At 50.9% G+C, this 22,175-nt stretch carries 19 protein-coding genes and 2 pseudogenes; 9 read left to right on the top strand and 12 right to left on the bottom strand.

The genetic code is table 11. From position 1 onward, the window contains the following. Positions 1 to 191: 191 nt before the first annotated feature. Together HP062_RS14740 and HP062_RS14735 are read left to right on the top strand one after the other, a co-directional pair. On the top strand, positions 192 to 533 hold the full coding sequence (locus tag HP062_RS14740; RefSeq protein ID WP_172791607.1) for a potassium channel family protein: 342 nt from the start codon (positions 192 to 194) through the stop codon (positions 531 to 533). A 75-nt stretch (positions 534 to 608) separates the two neighbouring features. Beyond that, positions 609 to 977: a PH domain-containing protein gene (locus tag HP062_RS14735; protein WP_172791606.1), complete on the top strand. Its 369-nt coding sequence runs from the start codon at positions 609 to 611 to the stop codon at positions 975 to 977. 434 nt (positions 978 to 1,411) lie between these two features. Here HP062_RS14735 and HP062_RS14730 read toward each other — a convergent pair. Further along, a pseudogene (locus tag HP062_RS14730) lies at positions 1,412 to 1,719 on the bottom strand (DUF3077 domain-containing protein). A 719-nt stretch (positions 1,720 to 2,438) separates the two neighbouring features. Between HP062_RS14730 and HP062_RS14725 the strand changes: the two are divergent. Beyond that, positions 2,439 to 3,164: a DUF6088 family protein gene (locus tag HP062_RS14725; protein ID WP_172791605.1), complete on the top strand. Its 726-nt coding sequence runs from the start codon at positions 2,439 to 2,441 to the stop codon at positions 3,162 to 3,164. After that, positions 3,161 to 4,150: a nucleotidyl transferase AbiEii/AbiGii toxin family protein gene (locus tag HP062_RS14720; RefSeq protein WP_172791604.1), complete on the top strand. Its 990-nt coding sequence runs from the start codon at positions 3,161 to 3,163 to the stop codon at positions 4,148 to 4,150. Before HP062_RS14725 ends, HP062_RS14720 begins: the two co-directional genes overlap by 4 nt. A 520-nt stretch (positions 4,151 to 4,670) precedes the next feature. Here HP062_RS14720 and HP062_RS14715 read toward each other — a convergent pair. Both HP062_RS14715 and HP062_RS14710 read right to left on the bottom strand, forming a co-directional pair. Beyond that, complete coding sequence (locus tag HP062_RS14715; protein ID WP_172791603.1) at positions 4,671 to 6,824, bottom strand: AAA family ATPase; 2,154 nt, start codon at positions 6,822 to 6,824, stop codon at positions 4,671 to 4,673. A 386-nt stretch (positions 6,825 to 7,210) separates the two neighbouring features. Next, positions 7,211 to 7,539, bottom strand: a pseudogene (locus HP062_RS14710) (hypothetical protein). Between the two features lie 348 nt (positions 7,540 to 7,887). On the opposite strand from HP062_RS14710, the gene HP062_RS14705 reads away from it, so the two are divergent. The 5 genes from HP062_RS14705 to HP062_RS14685 all read left to right on the top strand — a co-directional run bounded on the left by HP062_RS14705 (position 7,888) and on the right by HP062_RS14685 (position 15,040). Beyond that, positions 7,888 to 8,238, top strand: a complete 351-nt coding sequence (locus tag HP062_RS14705) for a nucleotide pyrophosphohydrolase (RefSeq protein WP_172791602.1) — start codon at positions 7,888 to 7,890, stop codon at positions 8,236 to 8,238. Positions 8,239 to 8,253: 15 nt separating this feature from the next. After that, positions 8,254 to 9,447 (top strand): DUF3883 domain-containing protein, encoded by a 1,194-nt coding sequence (locus HP062_RS14700; RefSeq protein WP_172791601.1) that lies wholly within the window; start codon positions 8,254 to 8,256, stop codon positions 9,445 to 9,447. 1,280 nt (positions 9,448 to 10,727) lie between these two features. Next, on the top strand, positions 10,728 to 12,170 hold the full coding sequence (locus tag HP062_RS14695; RefSeq protein ID WP_172791600.1) for a hypothetical protein: 1,443 nt from the start codon (positions 10,728 to 10,730) through the stop codon (positions 12,168 to 12,170). Between the two features lie 425 nt (positions 12,171 to 12,595). Beyond that, complete coding sequence (locus tag HP062_RS14690; protein WP_172791599.1) at positions 12,596 to 13,630, top strand: hypothetical protein; 1,035 nt, start codon at positions 12,596 to 12,598, stop codon at positions 13,628 to 13,630. 804 nt (positions 13,631 to 14,434) lie between these two features. Beyond that, positions 14,435 to 15,040 carry a Panacea domain-containing protein gene (locus tag HP062_RS14685; RefSeq protein ID WP_172791598.1) on the top strand — a complete coding sequence of 202 codons (606 nt, stop codon included), beginning with the start codon at positions 14,435 to 14,437 and terminating at the stop codon, positions 15,038 to 15,040. An 895-nt stretch (positions 15,041 to 15,935) separates the two neighbouring features. On the opposite strand, the gene HP062_RS14680 is transcribed toward HP062_RS14685, so the two are convergent. The 9 genes from HP062_RS14680 to HP062_RS14640 all read right to left on the bottom strand — a co-directional run bounded on the left by HP062_RS14680 (position 15,936) and on the right by HP062_RS14640 (position 22,109). Continuing rightward, on the bottom strand, positions 15,936 to 16,301 hold the full coding sequence (locus HP062_RS14680) for a histone-like nucleoid-structuring protein, MvaT/MvaU family (protein WP_172791597.1): 366 nt from the start codon (positions 16,299 to 16,301) through the stop codon (positions 15,936 to 15,938). 63 nt (positions 16,302 to 16,364) lie between these two features. Further along, positions 16,365 to 16,553 carry a hypothetical protein gene (locus HP062_RS14675; protein WP_172791596.1) on the bottom strand — a complete coding sequence of 63 codons (189 nt, stop codon included), beginning with the start codon at positions 16,551 to 16,553 and terminating at the stop codon, positions 16,365 to 16,367. 55 nt (positions 16,554 to 16,608) lie between these two features. Further along, positions 16,609 to 17,472 carry a hypothetical protein gene (locus HP062_RS14670; RefSeq protein ID WP_256666175.1) on the bottom strand — a complete coding sequence of 288 codons (864 nt, stop codon included), beginning with the start codon at positions 17,470 to 17,472 and terminating at the stop codon, positions 16,609 to 16,611. 89 nt (positions 17,473 to 17,561) lie between these two features. Continuing rightward, positions 17,562 to 20,468 (bottom strand): DUF927 domain-containing protein, encoded by a 2,907-nt coding sequence (locus HP062_RS14665; protein ID WP_172791595.1) that lies wholly within the window; start codon positions 20,466 to 20,468, stop codon positions 17,562 to 17,564. Continuing rightward, a complete protein-coding gene (locus HP062_RS14660) occupies positions 20,465 to 20,737 on the bottom strand; it encodes a DUF3077 domain-containing protein (RefSeq protein WP_172791594.1) in 273 nt (90 codons plus the stop codon). The genes HP062_RS14665 and HP062_RS14660 overlap by 4 nt, the downstream gene beginning before the upstream one ends. Beyond that, entirely contained in the window at positions 20,734 to 21,018 is a 285-nt protein-coding gene (locus HP062_RS14655) for a hypothetical protein (RefSeq protein ID WP_038362940.1), read from the bottom strand. The genes HP062_RS14660 and HP062_RS14655 overlap by 4 nt, the downstream gene beginning before the upstream one ends. Continuing rightward, complete coding sequence (locus HP062_RS14650) at positions 21,015 to 21,176, bottom strand: hypothetical protein (RefSeq protein ID WP_172791593.1); 162 nt, start codon at positions 21,174 to 21,176, stop codon at positions 21,015 to 21,017. The genes HP062_RS14655 and HP062_RS14650 overlap by 4 nt, the downstream gene beginning before the upstream one ends. Before the next feature lie 376 nt (positions 21,177 to 21,552). Then, complete coding sequence (locus HP062_RS14645; RefSeq protein ID WP_172791592.1) at positions 21,553 to 21,858, bottom strand: hypothetical protein; 306 nt, start codon at positions 21,856 to 21,858, stop codon at positions 21,553 to 21,555. Beyond that, positions 21,855 to 22,109 carry an AlpA family transcriptional regulator gene (locus HP062_RS14640; RefSeq protein WP_172791591.1) on the bottom strand — a complete coding sequence of 85 codons (255 nt, stop codon included), beginning with the start codon at positions 22,107 to 22,109 and terminating at the stop codon, positions 21,855 to 21,857. Before HP062_RS14640 ends, HP062_RS14645 begins: the two co-directional genes overlap by 4 nt. Positions 22,110 to 22,175: the final 66 nt, after the last annotated feature.

The following is a 22,175-nucleotide window of genomic DNA, read 5'->3' as shown; positions in this document are numbered from 1 at the left end:
TGTTCGGTTCTGCCTACGACTCTCCAGTAAGTCTAGAAGAGCACAAAGCCAAGCGTTTGCTTACCGAATATCTTTCAGATACGCCTTGAGTACGATGAGCGGGCGATCCACCTCGCTTGTGCCAAGCTGAAGGGTGTTGAAGCGCCGAGCATTCAATTGCCGGTCAGGCAAACCCCCAAAGGGCCCATAACATGAACATCGCTCATGCAGCACACGTCCGTCGAGAATTCTATAAAGCCGTCAGGTTCTACTTTCACGTTGTCTGGCCGATTTTTTCCATCCTGCTGTTTTTGATCGTGCTGTTCGGTCTGATCATCAGCTATCTGGAAGGATGGGGTCCTTTTGACGGTATCTACTTCGCGTTCGTGACCGGCCTGACCATCGGTTATGGCGATCTCGTCCCGAAACTGGCCGTCTCACGGGTGCTGGCGGTTTTGCTGGGGTTTAACGGGGTGCTGATGACGGCAATATTTGCGGCGATCAGCATTCGGGCGATTGAAAATGCGGTGCGGGCGACAGACCACCTGGAGTAGGGGACGTGGCGGCGTAGTGGGAAATGCGCTATGAAGCCCTGCTAGCGATGTTCATTTGAAAACAGGGAAAGACTGATGATTGATTTCAACAACAAAGGATTCTTCAAGCTCAAGCAAAACGACGAATACGCCGCACGCGTTTCCGACCTCTTGATCGACGGCGAACACGTCATCGACGCTTATAAGTCCATGCGCGACGGCGTGGTGTTCACCAACAAACGCATCATCGCCGTCAACGTCCAGGGCCTCACCGGCAGCAAAAAAGACTTCACCTCATTACCCTACAAAAACATCGTGGCGTACTCGGTGGAAACCTCCGGCACCTTCGACCTGGATTCAGAGCTGGAGATCTACTTTTCGTCGCTGGGAAAAGTGAAATTCGAATTCACCGGCAGGACATCCATGGTCGAAATCTCAAAACTGATCTCCCAGCACTTGCTCTGACCCCAACACGAAAAAGCCCCGAAACCTCGGGGCTAACTGACTAAACACACATCCAAAGTGGGAGCGAGCCTGCTCGCGAAAGCGCCAGACCAGCCACCATCAACGCTTAAAGCTAGCCACTACTTCCCAGCCTCAGCCCCCACCCGCTTAGGTGTCGGCAAAAAACCAGTGTTTTATGTGGCGTCGGCGTAGACATGATGATCAGGCTCCGACAGCATCAATCCCAATCGCGCCCGATCCTCTGGTGCTGGCTCAGTCCAGCATTACGTTCGGGCCTTCTTGTTTCTGGAACATGGAAATTGGCTTAACCGCCCTCCTGTGGGAGCGAGCCTGCTCGCGAAAAACTCAAGGCAACCACCACTCCCGCTGAATGCCCCACCCCGCGACCAAACCCGTCCCCACATGCGTTATGCCTGACGTCTAAAAAACAGAAGCTACCCTTCAGCCTCCGCTGCCTGCTTCGACATCGGCGCGACCTTCCGATCCCGCGTCAGTACCTTCACCGCATCATCAACCACCGCCTTACTCATCGCCGTCAAATAATGCGCGGCCCAAGCGTGGCGGTCGGTGTCTGTGGCGTAGGCGGCATCTTCGTTCAGCTTCTTGGCGAGAAACAGAAAGTCAGAAGCCATGGCTAATGCATCGCCTAGGGGAACGCCGCGAGTGACGTGGAAAAGTGGTTGATCGGCGCAGTAAATGGCGGGGTTAGGCCGATGGTTTTTAGCTCTGATTGATCGGTCATTTGCCACCTCCAGTGAGGGAGAGGCGGTGGGCGAGGGTGGATGGTGGGGCGATACGCAACTGGGAGTCGCGTTGAGGGAAAAGCCAAATTTTGTACGTATCCATACAGCGCATTGTGAAGCTCCTTAATTTTTAAGAGCCGCCACAATTCGTTACCAAGCGAATGGGGTGGCAGCTGTGCGCAGGTTGGTAAACCGGGAAATCAAGGAAACCGGCACGTCCGAAGACGTCCCACGCACAGCCGCCATAACGCAGATCGCAGGCGAAAAAAAAGCGCCTGCGAACGCATAGCACTGTTGCGCAGTGATTTACCTCGGGTTACCAAGCCCGGTCGCTGAATTGGCAGCGACGCAAAAAGGGTATCTCTCCGATTACTTTTCTGCAACCTCGTCCGTAAACTCCCGGAAGAGGAATTCGGGTGATTGAAATGGTGGCGCTGGTAGCAGGGTAGGGAATTTAGCGGAAGCCGATGACGTGGTCGGTCGTTTTTGAGCATGGCTTAGCTCATGAGTGCAATTGATCGAGCAACGGGATGGCGATGGTTTTATTTGACAGGCTCAGGGAGGCGTGGCGGAAGAACCCCTTTTCACATCAAAGGAGCTATTACCAGCGAGCTTTTTGTGCCCTTTTGTCAGGTTTTTAGCAGTAAAAACTTGACTGTCGGCTTTTTAGAAGCTTAGGCTTCTCAAAAGCTGAATCACTGAGTGTGGAGGATACGTCGTGAGGATCAGTGCTTGCGTTGAAGACACCATCGCTAAAATTGAGCCAGGAACAATTTTTGAATGTAACGACTTAAATGTTTATAACCAGTACCCAGACGCTGTCTTGAAAGCACTGAGCCGGATGGTGGCTATCAATCGACTTGGTAGAATCAGTAAGGGAAAATATTATGTCCCGAAAAAAGGAATTTTGGGGAATATGAAGCCAAGTGATTCAGAGTTGCTAAAGTCATGTTTATATAGCAAGGGGCAGCGCACAGGTTACATAACTGGAGCGGCTTTGTATAATAAGCTTGGTCTTTCGACTCAGCAGCCCAAGACTATAGAAATAGCGACAACTTGTAGTAGGCAGGAGAAAAACTTCGGTACTATAAAAATTAGATTGGTTAACTCTTCTGCACCTGTGTCTGACAAAAATGTTCGGTTGCTTGAGTTGTTAGATGTATTGAAGGATGTAAAGTGTATCTCTGATGCTCCTCCGGCTGAAGTTGTTAGATTGTTGGCTTTGACGATTTCAAAGCTTGAGGATGCTTCCGTTAAGGAGCTTCAAAATATTGCCGTGAAGTACTACTCGCCCTCGACAAAAGCTTTGCTTGGTCTGATTGTTTCTTATATTGGTTTTCGGCCGATTCCCGAGTTGAAAAGAAGTCTGAATCCGACTACAAAATATAATATAGGTATTGATGAAGATGAGTGGCCAAATGCAAAGGAGTGGTCGATTCGATGAGGTTGCATCTTAATAAAGCATTATTTTTAGAATTGGCACAGGCCGCAGCTCAACATTTGCAGGTTCCCGAGGCATATGTAGAAAAGGACTATTGGGTAACGCGGGCGCTTAAATATTTAAGCGAGTCTCCAAGCGCGAATGTAGTGGTTTTCAAAGGTGGTACCGCATTATCAAAAGCTTATAAATTGATCAATAGATTTTCTGAAGATATAGATCTTGCGATTTGTTTCAATGGCCATTCTGGTGGTCAGATAAAGACCATGATAAAGGCTGCGGAAAAAGTCACGGCTACGGGGCTAGTACGGGTCGAGGGCGATCCAAGGGAAAGCAAGTTTGGTCAGTTCAGAAAGGCTATATATCAATATCCTGGATTATACCCTGATGCAGAGTTAGGTCAGGTGGCTCCCCATATATTGATTGAAACCAACGCGTTCACAACACCTGAACCTTCCGAATTTCGCCCTATAAGTTCGCTTATTGCTGAGGTTCTCAATGATCTTGGTCAGAGTGAACTGATTGTTGAGTATGAGCTTGAAGTCTTTGATGTAAAAGTTCTTTGTGTTCAACGTACGTTAGTTGAAAAAGTGTTTAGCCTTGTTAGGGCGTGTCGAGAGCCAGACCCGTCCACATCCTTGCGCGAAAAAATTCGACATATTTACGATATTTGTATGATTCTTAGAGTTGATGAATATCGTAAATATTTACTATCGGACGAATTTTGTGAAATGGTGGAGGTGGTTGCAAACACTGATAGACAGCAATTTAAGGCAGGTTGCACATGGTTGGATCATCCTACGAGTGAAGCGTGTTTGTTCTCAGACCCCGAAGCAACGTGGGCACTTATTTCTGAAGAGTTTTCTGGAAATTTCAAAGATATGTTGTATGACGATGATCTTCCTGCGGATTCAGAGGTACTGGAAGTATTTGCACTGATTTATCAACAGCTTAAAGCTTCGTGTGCCATGAAACTAGCAGCAAGCTCGTAGCTACGAACATTTCATTGGAAATGAGGAAAAAAAGCGGGATAGATTTGTTATTGAATAACCGGAAAAGGTGACGGATTTATTTTTGGTTAAACTATGCGGCGGCATTCGAAACGAAGATAGGTGTAAGTGCAGCTACCACATCGGCACATCATTTACCGGCGCGGAAGGGAGCGCGTGTGCTGGCACACGGTCTCCCACTGCCCAAGCCGGAAACGGTCATACTGGCGAACCAGAACAACTTTTCCATCTTTCATGGCATTTTCTCCATCTGATCTCAGCGGGCCGCTGACAGCCTTTGCACTTCATGAGCAAAGCGAGCCAATGAGCGCGGGCGAGAGGGAGAGTGCTTCGGTGGTAGCTGCGGCGGTAATGCTATCAAGGGTTTCCGAGCTTGACTAGGGTAATCCTTCACATCAGGTTGCGACCCGAGAAAGGGTTGAAAAACTGTCTTAAACCACGAAATCCGTACACGAAAAAAACGCCCGGAGAGCAAGCGCCTCCGGGCGTCGCTGGTTACCAGTCAACTCATCATTTTGTCGAAATGCGATTCAAATTTGGTTTTCACAAACACATCCCTGAATCGGGCGATGTATTGCGCGGGGTCGATCTCGCCAAAATCGGTCAAATTGATAGCATCAGAGTGTGATTCACGATTGATGTATCTGAACAGCGCTCGGAACTCTGGATTTTCGTCGGCTAGGTCCGTCAGTGCCCTTCTGAGTGAGTCCTGTCGGTGCACGAACGTGAAGTAATACTCCAGAATGTTTCTCATCATGTTTGGAATCACGTTGGTGGACGTTCGCCCGGCCAGTGCATCCTTGATGGTCTGCCAAAACGACTGGTAATCGTTCTGCACTTCTTTTTCCTGCATCGTGGCTACCGAGCTGAATTGCGCCTTGGTGATCCTGAACAACGCAAGGGTCTTCTCCTCTTTGTCTTCCTGCATCAGCTTGATCATTTCGTGGAAGAAAAACAGGTTGTGCGTAAGGATGAAGACTTGTTTGAACTTCGTTTTGGGGCTCAAAACCTGTCGCCTGATCAGCGAGGCAATGTCGTAGATGTAGTTGTGGGACAAGCTGGAGATCGGGTCATCGATCACAATAATCCGATTACTTTTCAGCTTGCTGGTTTTGTCATCCAGGTCGCCATTGCAAACTTCCAGGAAATACAAAAACGAAATCAGCGTTTTCTCGCCTTCACTCAGCGTCTTGAATACATCGTCCTTTTTGTCAGGTCGATGCAGCCGATACTGAGGAACCTCGCCCTCCTCCCTCAACAGCACAAATCCTTGAAGACCCAGCACCCCGAGCCACCCATTGATGCTCAAGACCGCTTGGTCGATGTTTGTGATCTTGGCGCGACTCTCTACGATCGTTTCCTCCTGCGCTTTGATCTGGTCTCGTATCAGCCTTACTGCATCCCTTTTTGCAGTCAGTTTGTCATCGTACTCACGATGCTCTTTGGTAGTTTTAATGACCATGGCGTCACAGCTGCCACGGAAGCAGTTCCAGAAACGCTCCTTGATTTGCTCAAGGTGAGTTTTTTTGTCCTTGATCTTCAGGTTTATGGCATTGATCTTATCCTGCTCAACCTGGATGGCAGCGTTCAGATTAGCAATCAATGTGGAGGTCGCGGTCAGGCTAACTGGAGCCGAGGGGCTAGCCATCTTGGCTTGGATACGCTGAATATTCTGTTGTAGTGCAGACTTCAAAGTCACCACATGCGCGAGAAACGACTTGGCTTGGTATTGAGGTTTATCAAGCAGAAGAAGCAGTTCATCAACACCTTTTTTGTAGCGGGTTTCCAGCGCGGTCAGCTCCGAAATGCGAAGCTCGTAAGTCTTATCGAATACCTTTTCAAGCTGCACATAGAAATCATTCGGCAGTGCTTGCTGGCAGAAAGGGCAGTGCTCGTCGTTTTTGTCGACAAACTTGAAGGATTGTTTGATCCAGTCCGAGTTACCCAATTGCTGAATCAGAGCCGACAGATAAGAGTCTCCGGAGCCGGCAATGGCTTCTTGGAAAATAGGCTTCGTTTCTATGTCGTCAGCATAGAACGAAAAAGAAGCGATGCCATCCAGCTCTGTATCACTGGCGGACTGCAGCTCAGAGGCTTCTGATGCCAATGATTCAAAGGTGTCGACCGTAGCCATGAACTTCAGCGGCACGACCCTTTCCAGCAACCGCTCCTTGGTATTGATTCCGCCAAAACAATAGTTAAGTGAACCGCTGTCAAACGGCTTTTTCAGCAGCCAAACTTTGTCTTTGAGTGTCACCGAGAGCGCTTCCTGAGCTGCTTTCAGTTCCTTCCCGTCAGCTGTTTCCGTTTGCTCATTGTCGCTAAGAACCTTGATAGCGTCTTCCGCTGCCTTCAATGCGGCTTCTGCCTCAATGTTGCCTTCATTCAATGTAAAAACACCCGGCTGCACGCTGGCGTGGAAGTTTTTCTCCGTGAATGCATGGTTGTAGACCAGCACCTCACGTTCGGCCTCAGCAGGATCTGCACGGCACGATTTATGGGCCAGCTCATTCGGGGCCTGCAAAAAGTTGCTAATGGTGGTTTTGCCAGTCCCATTCTGCCCGTAGAAAATGTTAACTCGTGTCAACGGACCGATGATCGAATCGACATTGGGCGCGTAGCTTGAAACGTTGCGCAGAACAATATTCTTGATCATTGTGCTGTCCCTGCGGGTGGATTTAGTTACGAAGCATCATGCTAATTTGGGTTTTCCGCTTTGAATAGCGCCGACGATGAGAATGTGCCGTCACGGCGCGCCCGAATACTTGCAATGGAACTTTGTATCGAAGGCCGTTGTGCACAAACACAGACGAACGGCTTAGCGGCTTAAGTAATTCAGGGGGCAAAAATGAAAAAAGTACGGATGGTTCCACACAACCACCAACCACCAACCACCAACCACCAACCACCAACGATCTGTCGACTTAGGCGAGAGGTCAGCTTGATCATCGAAGGAGGGCGGGGGGCAGATTTATTATCGGATTAGACGACCAGCGTAAGTCCGGCTATCGAGCGCTACCGTTTTTTGTCGCCTTCCTTCTTTTATTGAATGTCTTTCAGGTATCCCTTGAGCGCGATGAGCGGGGCTTCAAGCTGATCCATCTTCTTTGCCGTGCTGAAGTCAGCCGACAACCTGTGCAGTTCCCGCCCCAGTGGCGTATCAACACCCTTTAAAGCTTCTATCGCCAAACCCACGCAGTGCGACACTCTAAACTGGATCGAGTCAACATCCCCCTGCGCACGAGCAAGCCAAAAACCTCCCGCTCATAATCACTCATGATCGGATCATCCCGAAGAATCGGACTCGAATCCTCCGTCTCATAAGCAAGCTTGAGGCAGAACAGGGCGACGGTTTCCAGCAACAGTTCCATGGGGTGAATCCTTGAGAGGGGTCGTACCGACCGAGGATGCGAGAAATCAAAAGCATCGCCAGCAAGCCGGCTCCTACAGGTCGGCGGGGTGTCAGCCACTTTATCGCAGGCGAAAAAAAAGGCCTTGCTAAGCAAGACCTTTCTTAATTTTGGTGCCCGAGGGAGACTCGTGCGTTCTATAAAGGCCGTGACTTGTAGCGTGATTGTACAGTTGGGGATACAGACAGGGATACATGGTTGCGGGTGCTGACTACATTTTTATCCTCTTGATGTAGTTTGCTGTTGCGCAACGCAGTCGTCCGGATAGGTAATGGAGCTTATTCGAAATGGCAGACAGAGGGAAATGAGATGGACGTGGTGAAGGTTCAGCAGCAACTGCGCGACTTTGCAAAGGAACGAGATTGGGAGCAGTTCCATACCCCCAAGAACCTGGCTACGGCTCTAGCAGTGGAGGCGGCCGAGCTACTTGAGAATTTTCAGTGGTTAACTGATGAACAGGCGCGTTCGGTCAAAGACGATGCGGACCGCATGCGCAGGATTGAGGAGGAAATTGCCGACGTAACCCTGTATCTATTGCGCCTTGCTGACGTTCTTTCTTTGGACTTGCAGGATGCAGTTGATCGGAAACTGAGAGTCAACGCTGATAAATACCCGGCTGATAAAGCTCGCGGGAATGCCAAAAAATACAACGAGCTCTAAGGACATAAATTAGGTATGGACATCACTTCTCGGATTCTTGAGGAAATTTCAAAGGGTGAAGCTCGGAAGGCCAATGGCCCGATTGAGCATTGGCTGACTACCTTGGCCACTGGTTTTTGGGGTTTTGATGCCGGTAACGAGAATGCCTGGAGTGAGCTTAAAAAGGGGGATGTCTTGGTTTTTCAGTCGATCCCGCCGAACAAGAATTTCGTAAAAAATCACAGTTCAAAAACGAAGACCTCTGGCTTTATTGGTGCTGGGATAGTTGATCGTATTTCGAAAAAAACAGAACCTCGCTGGCTCTCCGAAGTCATCGAAAACCAAAGCATGAACGTCTCATCCCCCATGATGTGGCCGAATTTAGTGCACTTTTCTGATGTGCTTTGGTTGGGAGATGTGAACCAGATTCCAGCGCAAGTTGTGCAGGACATGATTGAGGGATGCAAGGACGATAAGCTCGATCTAGGTGTTCAAATTGCGCATTTGGCCAGCAATCACCTGTCCCTTAATGCCATGAAGAGTGGTGGCTTTACATATGCCCCAATGGGCACCGGAAAGCGCCTTCAGAAAAATGCCGATAAGCTTGCAGAGCTTTTCCGGGTTCAAGCGCAATTGGCAACTCACATCGCTTACGGGGAAGTTGATCAGCCAAATATTGGCTTTGATTCGTCAAAGTCCGCCTATGGGGGCACACGAGGCCCGGCCAAGCCTAAAGCGAAGCCCGCAGCTACTGGTGAGGTCAAAGGCACTTACTCGCGTAAAAGGGACTACCTCCAGGAGGCTGCGAATAATCAGAGCCTTGGCCTCGCCGGTGAGTTGCTAGTGTTTGAGCGAGAAAGGCTGCGCGTGCATGCCGAACATGGTGAGGAGTACGTCAGTCAGGTTGTGCATGTATCACTAACAGAAGGTGATGGTGCAGGTTATGACATCCGCTCTGTGCGTGACACCGGCGCAGGAATCACCCCGTATTACCTGGAGGTCAAAACCACCTCGGGTGATGCCAATACGGCTTTCTACATCTCTGAAAATGAGGTGAATTTTGCGGCTGCCAACCCACAGAGCTTTGAGCTTGTGCGGGTTCATTCTCTGGGTAATGGAAAGAGCAAACATTACGACTATAGGCTGTCTGGTTATGAGCTATTGGGCATGCCCAGAACCCCGGTGAGCTACCGAGTGAATGTCGGTATAGAGCCTGATCAGTGTGAGTGAGCATGTGAGAGTGCGTGCTTACTGAAACACCTGATAGGTTGCGAGTCAGTTGAGGACAGCCACCTCAAGAGTTCATCCTCGATGCTTCGAAACTGCCGGGGGACCCTGAGGATTTGTTGAGCACACGGGGTCGGAAACCCGCGGGGCTTTGGTAGTGGAAGGTGCCCCAGCTTACTGAAATTTCAATGTTGAAATTGAAAGGATCTTGAAGGAAAAAGGGCATCGTTACCGTATCGGTAATGGTGACCTCAGATCGGTTGTTTCGTAGGGCAAATGCACAGGTGAACAGGCAGTTCACCGGGTTCACCTGTTCACTAAGCTGGGAGTTCTCCCGCTAACAAGGTCCGGCGGGTTTCCGACCCCGTGTCTCAATGAAAACATCAGGGGCCCCCGGCAGACCGCGGGAGATGCATCTGAAGTTCGCTGGAGGGATTGACGCTACCGGGGAGCGGGGATCGTATCTGTTCAAAATGCGGTGTAACTCGTGTAATTGGTGTAACAAGAATCTATAAGTTATTGTATTTATTGAGTTTTATTGAGTTTTATTGAGTTACACCGATCTGGCACACCAATTTTCAAGCGTGTAACTGAGTCAAGTCGTGTAACAGTTTCAGATGAAGGTAGGGCACTCCAACTGGTTGACCGCGCGTTAGTAATGGTTAGCCGTCGGAAATCATCTGGCACCAGGCCGTCAGTTGTGTCAGCAATTGCAGGCAGTCGCGAAAGATTGCTTTCGGCCAGAAGCTGACCTCCACCCTCCTAAAGGGAAGGGGCTGGCAGTTCGAACCTGCCCAGGGACACCATACTTTCCAATGCTTCCGGACTAGCAAGGTTGCATTCGGTTCAGGTCGTGACAACGAGCTCTCGCGCCGTTTTACCCATCTCTGCGCCTTAGCTGTGATTTTCTTGCCTATATTGCATCTCGTAGATCCTGAGCACGCGGAAAATAGAATCCACCCTTCGGAGCCAAGTCGGATCGAAATGCATGCGTCGATACTCGGCGTGACTGGCAGTTATCACAATACGAAACGGGTACGAACTTCTCTGAGTGATTGCAAAAAGCCTCTATTGGTCTAGAGTTCATAGATTGAGGAAAAATGCGATTTTCTAATGAGGGGTCACGATTGCCGAAAATTCGTTCACGAAGCTCTTGGACGTTATGCCTAGCTCGGGGAACACGCTGAGAAAAATAAATCACTAAAATATAGTTATTTAGATTGTTCAGTAATCATTAAACCCTCTAGCATTGATCAGTGTTTTATTGGTGGATTAAAGGATTTATGAAATTATCAAAGCGCTTCAGTCTTTCGAAAACTCAGTTTGAACTCGACTTTGTCGATATTGATACGGACGCTGACACTCGATTATTTGTTGATCCATATTTATTAGGGTTGAGGCCTGATCGCTGGTCAACGAAAGCATCTAGCTCTGTGAGATCCTTTTTCTCACACTTTTTAGATCTTGTTCGCCAAGGAAAGGATGACGATGCTTTTGAGCTTTTTTCGCATCTTCATGAACCAAATGAAACATGTCTGGGGCTCTCGTCCGGTAAGCCGCGAGGCAATGGTATCGGAAGTGAAGACGCGAAAAAACTGTTCGAAAGTATCATGGGCAGCAAGGCGATAAAGTCCGGAAAAATCACCGATTTAGAAGACTTCAGGTTGTTCATTCCAGGCATTGGGAAGGACAAAGTATCCGATATGACTACCAATCTTATAAGAGGGAGTCTCATTGCTTACACTCAAGCTCAGTGCAACCTGCACGGAATTGCTTTGACCCCGGGAGTTTCTGCAGGGCCTATCTGGGATGTTTCCCGAAAAAAATGGACTTTTTCTCATGAGGAGACATTACTGGTCGAAGGTAAAAAAATCCTTTTGACGCCCAAAGGTATCGTTTCCTATAGCAAAGCATATGCGCCTGAGAACTACTATAATAAGCATGTTCTAGAGTATCTTCAGCATGAACACATAAGGTCAGGTAGTATATGGGTAGAGCATCGCAAGGATGGCACACCTTTTGTCTCCAAGAAGAGTTTGAAAGAGAACGTTGTCAAGGAGTTTAGTAAAGAGTGGCTGTTTGAGTTTACCGAGAAGCATCCGTTGGTTTTCCAGTCATTCAGAGATCAACAAGCGGAACAGGTAAGACCTCTATCTTCCGATTCAATTGATTCGGAGTTAAATCTTAATGTTGTAGTTGATCACTTGATAGCTAGGCTGAAAGCGATTAAGCAAGGTACGGCAGCGGCAACGGAATATCACAAAACTATAGTTGGTATCCTGGAGATGCTACTTTATCCGAATGCATCTTCGCCAGTACTCGAGGCTGAAATAAATCAGGGTAGGAAAAGAATAGATATCTACTTCGAGAACTCTGCCAAAGAAGGTTTTTTCTATAATCTCCACATGATTCATAAGATTCCATGTCCATATGTGATTGTAGAGTGTAAGAACTATTCTAAAGATATACAGAATCCTGAACTCGATCAGATGATTGGGCGGTTGACTGTTAATCGGGGCATGCTTGGCGTCATAACTTGTAGAGAGATTTCTAACAAGGATCTGTTCGTTGAAAGGTGCAGGGACTCATTCAAGAACGGCCATGGCTTAATAATACCTTTAACAGATGCAGATTTGATTTCCGCACTTGAAGGCCTAAAAATTGAAAAGAGAACTCCTCTTGAAGATATATTAAGCGATATAAAAAATCGAATAATAATGTCTTGAGTGTAGAAGGTCCGTGGATTCCGACATTTATTCCCCGGCCCCGCCAACAGCCAATTGTGCACAAAGTGAATTATGGGGCTGACCTGAATTACACTTTTTAGCCGACGGCCACTGTCCGCTGAGGGCAGCGCTGGCTCGAGACAAGCGCCTTGAAGCGGCGGCTTTTGGCCGTTAGCCGCCACTCTCGGCCGGCTGCAATCGGCCAAATGCGGACGATGGTCAGTTCGATCCCCCTTTGATTCAATGAGGCTATCCGACTTTCGCAATGTCATAATCTCATTGTTCGGCATTGTCCGAGTCTGATAGGGTTTTATTGTATTTCATTGGTAGGTTGGAGGAATATGGACATCACATACAAATTGCCACACCCGGTGAGAATTACCTGTTCCAAATATACTGAGATGTGCACCCAGGCGATGGATCAAGTGTACGACGAAGTCTTCACCGGGCTGGATATTGAAACTAGTTCAATAGACTACTTGACACAGACGATGATGAGTCTGCGGCCTGATATATTTTCTTTGCATCGCTCTGAAAACCTAACCGATCATATGGCGGGAATCGCGCTTAGTACAACGCTTCACTCTTATAAATTCAGGCGTCAGGATGGTAATATCTTGACGACATCAGATTTTCTTGATGAGATTTTGGAACAAACAGAGATTGGCGATGACGTTCCGGTAGATTACCTCCGTCCACCGTTTAAAGCTTGTTACATCGAATTCACAGAGAGCCGAAGCTCTTCACTCAAAGTCTATAACGAACTTACGCACGAGCACATACTAGAAGGCGTATATATAAGCGAGACCCAAATTAATCCGGGCTCAACGGAGATGAAGCGTTATAACGATAGCGCAATGGTGGATATAAACAAGCCGCTGAGGATTCTGGACCTGATGTTTACCGGCTCGCCATTGGGTAAAGCACATGTGGAAGATGACACACTGCGAGTGCAAGGATTTTACATACAGGATGGGATGCGAACAATAAAGCAGGAGCTCAGTCGAGTCGAAGAAAAGTACGGTCAGGATGATGACTTTACAGGCGATATGACTTATTTGTCTGAAACATTAAATCACATGGCCAAAGTTCTGTTATTCATTAACTGCAAGCAATACCGCGACACTGCCTTCAATGAGCGCAAAGAACTGAGAAAAAAAATAACTTCCTTGAAGGGCATAGGCAAAATTCGTAAATTTGAAGATAAGCTTCGGAAGACCTATGACAGGGTTGTGATTAGCCCAGTGGATAATGTGGTCTATGAATCTGATGCGGGATTTAATCACGCGAGAAATGTAAAGGAAAAGCGTACACATTGGAGGAAGGGTCATTTTCGAATGCAGCCCTACGGCCCTGGAGCTAGCAAGAGAAAGATTTTATTTATAGAGCCTACAGTCGTTGGTGGCGTCTTTGCGAAGAAAAAAAACTATGACGTGAAGGAGAAGACTGCGTCGCCTTGAGGTTCGTAGACGCTTCTATGGCCATAACCGAGAGTAGCCCGGGGGATGGCTTCCCTACTGCTTGAAAGGCACCATTCAACATCGGTTTTGGGCTGATTTATGCCGGTGTTCAACGGCTGCAATGGGTCTAAAGACTCCCCCCCCCGAGCGGCAACTGTCGGCCAGAAGCAGCCACTTACTGGCAGTAGAGTCAGCTTCGGACTGCTCCGTCTGCATCAATATCGTGGTCTGTCCCCGATTACGCGGCAAGCAATACGATGCGGGTGCGTGTGGGGACGTGTAGAAACAAGAAAGCCCGCACGGGTCGGGCTTTTTAGGGGTGTTTCCGGCCATGTGGGAGCTTGTATTTGGTGGGCCGGGGGGTTGAGCCCACCTGGACAGATTCGCAATGTCCAGCATAGCCCTGCTTGGTTGGGTACCGCCTTGGCAGGGTGGAGCATTGAGCTGCAAAGCTCTGCTTCCTGTGTGAGACTTTTGGGGCGCTATCGTGGGCGGACTCTGCTTATCAAGGTTACCTAGGGTGGCGTTCTGCAACCTTGCTGTGATGGTGGCATTAGGACGCTCTTGGTTGCAGGGTGGCTGATCGTAGTGCCGGGCTTTAGGTCGGATTTTGGTTTTTTTCAATAAAATCAGCTGCTTATATTTCGTTGGTAAATGTGTCAGTTTTTTGATGTGCGGTGTCTGTTGCTCACTAGTGAAATGGGGGAGGGGCTGTTGTATGATGGTCCGTTATGATTTTCTTGGCTGTCGATGGGATGGCTTAAGCTTGGTTTCTATGAATAATCGCCGTATGAGGCTTCTGAAATGACCCAGTTAAGTTCTGAATGCTTGGATTTGAAAAAGACCGGGCAGCTTGTCTATTTCTTTCTGAAAAAGGCGTCAGAGCGGCAAATGCATGTCACCAAACTCCGCCTTATCAAGTGGATATATCTTGCGGAGAGGGAGTCGTACAAAGAGTTTGGCGAGCCATTGATTAATGACAAGTTGTGCTCTTTGAAACATGGTCCTGTTCCGTCTGGCACCTTATCCATTATTGAGGGTAAGAAAGAGAATGTATGGAAAGATATATTCTCAGTGGCTCGTGATGGCAGTCGGCATCAATATCTTCAGTTGGTCGAGAACTGTGTTTATTCTAGTTCCGATGATCTGGATAGATTTAGCGATGCTGAAATTCAACTGGTCGAGTCTGTTTGGGCGGGATATGGCGTTTGGTCATCTAAAAGGCTGGAAACTCATCTGCACGATGCTTCTGCGTTTCCAGAGTGGAATTGGAAGCAAGGAGACAAAACAAATTGGATTGAGTTGGAAACTCTTCTGTCTTCTGTTGGTTTCTCAGATGATCAGATTCCTCAGGTCGTATCAAACATCGTAGCGTTTAGCTCTCCTCAAGCCCGTTGCTCTGGTTTTTAATATGACTGGTATGCAGGCTGTCGCTGTTGCGCCTTGTATCCAGGTCGGTATGGGTATATTCATTCCCAGCGGCCCGTCTGGAGAGCACCTATTTGTTGTGATTGCGGGTATACAAGTAATTGACGGGAAGGATAAGGTTCTGTTGGCTCCCATTGAGAGTCATCATAACAAAGCCGATTCGTCGTGTTTGCTCGGTGTTGGCGATCATGAGTTCATTCGACATCCATCTTTCGTAGGTTATCATCACTGCAGGATTGATGATGTGGAGACGTTGGAGGCGTTCTTGAGTTCCAGATACTATCGAGCTGCAGATACTGCTGTTTCTACCCCTGTTCTAGAGAGGATTAAGTTAGGGTATAAGGCATCATCTCGAATCCCGCGATATATAAAGAATGAGTGGGGTTCTCTTTAGGTCGCTGAGTTTTACCTGGAAGAGCGTGTAGTGTTGTCTTAAGTGCGGAAAAGGGAACCGATTTATTTAATGGTCACCGTCCGCTTCTGGCCGATAGAGGACGTTCGTGAAGGGCAGTTATCAGCCGTACTGTGCTTCGGGTCAAACTCCAGGTTACGCCAGTCACGCGGAGGGCGTCGCCAAGGCTGCAACGGTTGTGAAATACGGAGGCTGGATCGGCGCAGCCTTAGGAGGGGGCGCATCCTATACGAAGGTTCAAAAAGTCTGGGCAGCAGGCAACATAGAAGCCCCGTGAAAAGATCAAATACGCCGAGGGCGGTAGCTTCATTGGTGGAGTGTCCGGAGGTACTGCGTCAGGTGTGGTTATGCAGCGGAGCGCCATAGTGCTGCTTTCCAGCACGACCGTGCTTGATGACGTAGGTAAATCAGGAATTCTAAATTACAAAAAGGGCCCATCTGGGCCCTTTTTCAGCTGCAGCGATCTTACTTTTTCAGCCAGCTTTCAACCACGTCAGCACCGTGTTGTGTTTTCCACTCTTTTAGGATCTTGTGATTGCCACCTTTGGTTTCAACCACTTCACCATTGTGCGGGTTCTTATACGTCTTCAGCACTCTAGGTTTACGCGTGCCTGGCGTTTGAACAGGCGCTTGGCCGCGTGCGCTGCTCTGTGGGTCTAATAGGTTGACGATGTGCTTGAGGCTGAAGCCGTACTGGGCGAGCAATTCACGGAGCTTGGTTTCAAACTCGATCTCTTTCTTCAGTGCTCCGTCGTTCTTCAGTGCTTCCAACGCCTGGAGCTGTTCGGCCAAGTGCTTTTCCAGCTGACGGTATTCGGCAAGTTTTGACATTATTGCTTCCTAATTTATTTCCGAAGATATCTATCTGAATAGCATTGCAGCATAGAGTTCAGGTTACTTTCGACCTTTTAACTGGCTTTCGATGAGGCACATTTCGTTCTTGATCAAGTTGACCGTTAGTGCCTGAACCTTAGAGGTCTTTCCGGTATTGATATCCACAACTTTCATCAGCGCGGTCAAATGGCTTTTGCGCGCCTTTAGAGTGTCAGTCCAGCTGGCGCTGCTTTGTATTGGAGTGATCATGATTTTTTCATCCTTTGGAATTCTAAACAGCCCGCATTGACGGGCTATTTCGGATTCACGCTGCCAGCAAATCTTCCAATGAAATATCACGGGCTGCAGCGGCCAGTTCTGAGTTACTAAGGTCCGAATGAAAAGGGCCGAATCGAGGTACATCCAGCTTGGAGAAACCGTATCCCGAGCTCCCCTTTTGGTAGCTCACGGCAAGTATCCGTGCGCCTATAGCTATGAGTTGATCTGTAACGGCATTCCACTCTTCGTCTAACGTAAGCCTTACTGCGTTCAGGGCCGCATTTTTGGCGTCATCTGCTCGCTGCTTGGCTTTTGAAATTTGCATTTCGAGGGACTCGAGTTCCGCCTGTAAAGCCACGAGGATGAGTTCCTGCCTTCTTACGTGCTCATCTGTGGTTGCTAGTTGCTTGGCTGCCTTCTGAATTTCGCCGTTGGCAGCTTTCTCGCCTTCGCTGTCTCCACTGGCGAGACTTCTGGCATACAGACTTGCAGCGTCTCTTTCTGCTTGCTGCGCTTTTTCAAGGGATTGCTCCGCATCCGTCTTAATCGTCAGAAGGCGTTCATTCAAGTGCAACTGGGTCCGTTCCAGCGCTTCGACTTCAGCAGCAGTTTCGGACATGGCTTGGATCGACTTCGTTTTGATTTCGTCAACCTGCTCCATGCGTTCCAAATACGCGATCTTTGTTTCAATGCGTTCAAGCTCATATGGGATAGCTCGCAAGCGGCTGTTGGCAGATGATAGCCGCTCCATAGCTTCACGCCCCTCAGGGCTTCCTATCAAGTTGCCGTTCGGGCTGTAGTTGCTGGGGGCGTTGCGCCACTCGGCCTCCATAATAGGAAGACTGTTTTCGATGGTTTCGCGCTCAGCGACAAGAGCGGCTCGTTGCTGTTTCAATTCATTCATTTTCATGTTCATGGTCCTTGATGAGTTTTGATTACATTGATTTGGCTGGCGAGGCCGGGAGTGAGCCGGCGTTACCTCGATCAGATGAGGTGCCCTCAGGCAGCCCGAGCCTCGCTGTCATCCGTTCCCGGAATTGCTTTCACGATGTAGCAGCGCTGTTGGCCTAAGCCGGGCAATCGCACGAGGCTTGATGCCTTGCCGTCGCTGCTCGGCTCCAGCACACCGCGTTGCAAGAGTTCCTTGTTTACTGCGGTAAGGTTCATGCCCCGGAAGATCTCCGAGCGCCAAGCCTCGGTCAGCACGTAGTAGGTATTTGTGGTGTGCAGGGTGTCGCCCATGCCGTGCTCCAGCGTCTTGCGAAAGCCGAGGCGGTCGATCGTGCGCGGGCCGTGTTCGTCGATCTTGGCTGCAGTCGATTCCCAGCGGGTGAAGCGGCTTTCGCCGAAGCGCTCGATGAACTGTCGCAGCCTCGCCGATATCGCATCGCCCTCGAAATTACCGGCGCCGCCACGTTCGTTTAGCCAAGCACTCAGGCACACGCGAGCGGCCGTGGTGGCGGTCCCGTCCGGCCAGCCGGTGATACCCATCGCGGTGGCCAGCTCGCCTGCGGCTGCCGCGAGACCGAAACGAGCGGCAGCACGGTGCGCCTGCCCACTCGCGGATGCAGGAAGCGATTTAGCGATAAAGCCTTCCAGCGTGCGGCGCAGGATCCCCGCCCAGCCATGGCGTTTGCCGGGTTCGCACAGCGCCGTCAGAAATGCAGTGAGCGGGGTGCCGTAGTATTTCGCTACGCGGGCTTTGAGCGCATCGGAGAGCGCTGCCGCATCCTCGAAACCGTTGAGCGTGTCGAACATGCCGAGGCCTTTGCTGGCATCGGCCGGAACGGCGAGCATGCGCACCTCCATGCCCGCTTTCAGTTCCTTGTTGGCTTCGGCCATGTGCTGGGCCAAGGTCTTCTCTCCAGTGGAGAGGAACAGCAGGCGCCACTCTTGTACCTGTCGGCCTGCTTGGCCTCGGTCATTGGCGCGAGCCTTCCCGGTGCCGTTGCCGAGCATGTAGACCGTTTCGCCAATGATGCGCGGATCGCACATGCCGATTTCATCCAGTACCAGGAGGCCATCAGAATGCGCGGCAGCGATGGACTCCAGCGCGTTGTCAGTCGAGCGCCACGAACGCACCAAGCGCGGTCCGCCATAGATCGAGGTGGCAACTTGCAGGTGAGTGGTCTTACCGCCGGAGCTGTCGCCGTACAGGTGGAAGCCGCCCGACTCATGGCCAAGCATGTGTAGTAGCGGACCCGCGAAGGCCACCCCGACGACAAACGCTAGGCGATGATTGCCAACGCACAGTGAGCCGATCTGCTGTTGCCATTGTTCGAGCGTGCCCGCTTCGCTGATCGGTGGAAGCTGTGCACCGGCGTCATAGAAATGCAGATGTTCGCTGTGCGTGCCAACCTGCTGCTCGGGCAACAGAAAGGCGTTGTCGTGCCACCCCAAGCGGGTTACCAGACGTGCCCGTTCCGCGCTGTCAAATCCGCCGAGATAACTCTGCAAGTCATTGCGTGCGTTGCGTCCCGAACGGCTACCGGCGAGGCGCAGCCCCATGTCTACCAGCGGCCCAAGCACGTCCTTGCCGAAGTCGCCAGTCATCGTGCGTGCCGGAATGTTCCAACGTTTTTTGGTGCCGTCTGGATCGTCGAACTCGACCAGCAGACCCCAGTTCTGTCCCTTGTCATCGCGCGTCCGAGCGAGGATCGCCAGAGGCGAACATACCGGACGCGCCTCGCCGTCGTCACCGGCATAAAACACGCCTTCGGACGTCAGGCGAAAGCCTCCCGGCATTAGGTCGTTTTTCGATTTGGTTGGGCGCTTGGGCGCTGCTTTAGGCTTCTCTTCGGGTTCTGGTTCAACGTGTGCAACAACCGCTTTTTCCTCAATCACCGCGAACAGTTCACCGCTGCTTTCCAGCTCGACGAGGTGGGCGACGGTCCACCCTTTGGCGATCGCATCGGCGGCATCGTCGCCGTCGTTCCATTGCCCACCTTTGGCAAACGCGGCACGTTCGTTCTTCCGGATCGGCTTGCGTTTGAACACATCCAATGCGATGAGTCGGACCGAGGCAGCGCCGATTTCACGCAGCTTCTCGGCAACGACTTCCATGCAGCCTTTGCCGCTGTCGTCGTTGTCCGGCCACAACAACACGTCCCGACCTTTGAGGGTTGTCAGGTCGGCTTTGTGCCAAGAGTTGGAACCGTTCGGCCAGCAGGTGGCCACGTGGTTGGGCAGCAGTTCGGCGGCGGCATCGGCAGCTTTCTCGCCTTCGCACAGAACCACCGGTGCGTCACTGCGCTGGGCCAGTTCATCAAGGCGAAGCAACGGACGCGGATCTGGCAGACCCTGCCAGCGCCATTGTTTGGTTTGATTGTCCGCGCGCTGACACCACGTCAGTGGCGCGAAGACCTTCTTCGGCTTGCCGTCTTCATCGGGGCCGAGATCGAAGCGGTAGAGCGCCATGAGAGGCTGACCCTTTGCGTCGCGGTAGACCCAAACCTTGGACGGCACACCATGATTGCGATGTTTGGCGGGGCACTTGTTCATGGCCTCTGCTGGGATCGGTTGAATGGCAATCCACCCAGGGGCTATCGTCTTGGCAGGAGCGTTTTTCGCCTGGGCGGTGCCGGCCGTAACATTAAGCAGGTCTGCCAATTTGTTGCAGGCCTCGACGTCGGTGCTTCCGTCTAGATAGCGCACCAGATCAATCAGGTCGCCGCCCTTGTCGCCGGTGGCAAAGTCGGACCAAGTGCCTTTGCTCAAGCTGATCTTGAGTGAACCGGGGCGCTTATCGCTGCGGGTCGGATTTGGAGCGGTGTATTCCTTGCCGCCATCCACGCGCTTACCGTTGGGCAGCCAGTGCGACAGGACACGATCAATGTCTTTCAGCGCGGCGATTTTCACGTCGGCGAAGCTTGGACGTTTTGTGGTGATGTTTGGGCGCTGGCTCATGTGTCAGCCCTCGGCAGAAACAGCGCGTCGTTGATGTCATCGATCAGCGCTTTGGCCATCTCGCCAAGGTACAGGGCAGGCCAACTGAAACGCTCACCGCTGTCGCTCATGGCGGCGTCGAAGTTGAGTTGGTTAGCGAGATGCTGGAGTAGAGAAACCATCTCCAGTGCATCCTCGACCGGGACACCGGCATTGACCCGAAATAATTTTAAATCGGTGGCATTCACGCGAGTAAAAGTGGCGTGGCCGAGCGTGGTGGAAGCGGTCATAGCGCACCGCCTTTCTGCATGGCAGGCGTCGACGTGTTATCGCCGTGCATGGCCAGTGTTTTGATCAGGCCGAGGGTGCCCCGTACATCCCAAAGGACGGCTGCGATAACGTGATTGGCGAGGCGCGAGGATTCATTTTCGAAGTGATCCTCGAGCAATGTCAGCACTGAATCGGCACGGTCAATCGCGCAGGTAATAGCGTCGATGGGCACACCGGCTTCTGCGGTCGGATTCACGCAAAGCAGGTCTTCAGGCAGAGAGAAACTCAGGGCGTTATTCATTGGGCGCCGCCTGCGGTTTCTAGTGCGCGGGCTTTGGCCATGTGAGCGTTGTAACGGGACAGGCGTGTAGCGAGGCTGGAGTTGGCGTGTAAAGCGGCGAGAGCCATTGCACGGTGTGCAGCGGCGCGAATTTTGGACGGATTGAGGGCGTATTGCATTTGTGAAGGCTCCTTGTACTGAGGAACCGTCACCGTCTGCCGCCAAGCAGATTAGGGTGACGGATTGCGCAGGATTGGCGGACCGGCGTACAAGGAGACCGGCGCACCCGAGGGTGCTCCTACGCAACCCGCCATAACACAGGAATGCGGGCACAAAAAAAGCGCCTGCAATCGTAATGGGGGCGCTGTTGCGCCTTGTACAGTTTGGGCCGCCAAGCCCAATCGCTGAGTTTGCAGCGACAATCAGAGAGTAACGCCCGCTTTTCGAAAGTGCAACCGTGCGTATAGCTTGCGGAATATTCTGGTGCAGCATAAATTGTTTGTGCATGTAGATTTACCTCAACGCCTCCGGATCGCTCCCGGGGGCGTTTTCATTTCAGGCATGAACTTCCCAGCGCAGGGAAAGCAGGGGCAGGAAGTCACCATCGATCATGGCGCGAGCATCTTCGTAGGCGGCTGCTTGCTGGCCTTCGTCGACAGTCACTGCATTGAATTTTTCGGTGTGGAAGGTAATGGCGCACCAGGTGCCGTCAGGCCAACTGAGCACACCAACGACGCGACTTTGTTTTTCCTGCCGGCTGCGATAACGCTCAAGGCGTTGCATGTAACGCGGCGAAAAACCGACTTGGCGCAGAATTGAGAAGGGTTGCAACACTGCCGTAGTGATAGGTCTTTTTCTCATGCTGCCACCCGATCACGTGCAGCGATGCGCGCGCGAGTCCATGCTTGAATCTCTCCGAGCACCCACGCGACTGGCGCACTTCGGGCGTTACTGTTACTTAGCTTCACTGGGAGTGGAAATCCACTCTCAGGTTGGCGCATGAGCTTGTAGATGGTCGGGCGGGCAAGCCCAACGATTGATACCACCTCGGGCATACGGATGAGAGTTGTGGCGGGGTCGTGTGAAGCAAGGTGTTTTATTGCGGTAGTCATAGCGATCCAAACCTGCGTTTATTGAGACGACAGGCCATACGCTACGGAGAGGGAAGGGAACGGACT

The sequence above is a fragment of the Pseudomonas sp. B14-6 genome (assembly GCF_013260315.1).
In the GTDB taxonomy this organism is placed as follows: domain Bacteria; phylum Pseudomonadota; class Gammaproteobacteria; order Pseudomonadales; family Pseudomonadaceae; genus Aquipseudomonas; species Aquipseudomonas mandelii.
Note: the sequence above shows the minus strand (reverse complement) of the source record. Positions and strands in the feature narration are given on the sequence as shown.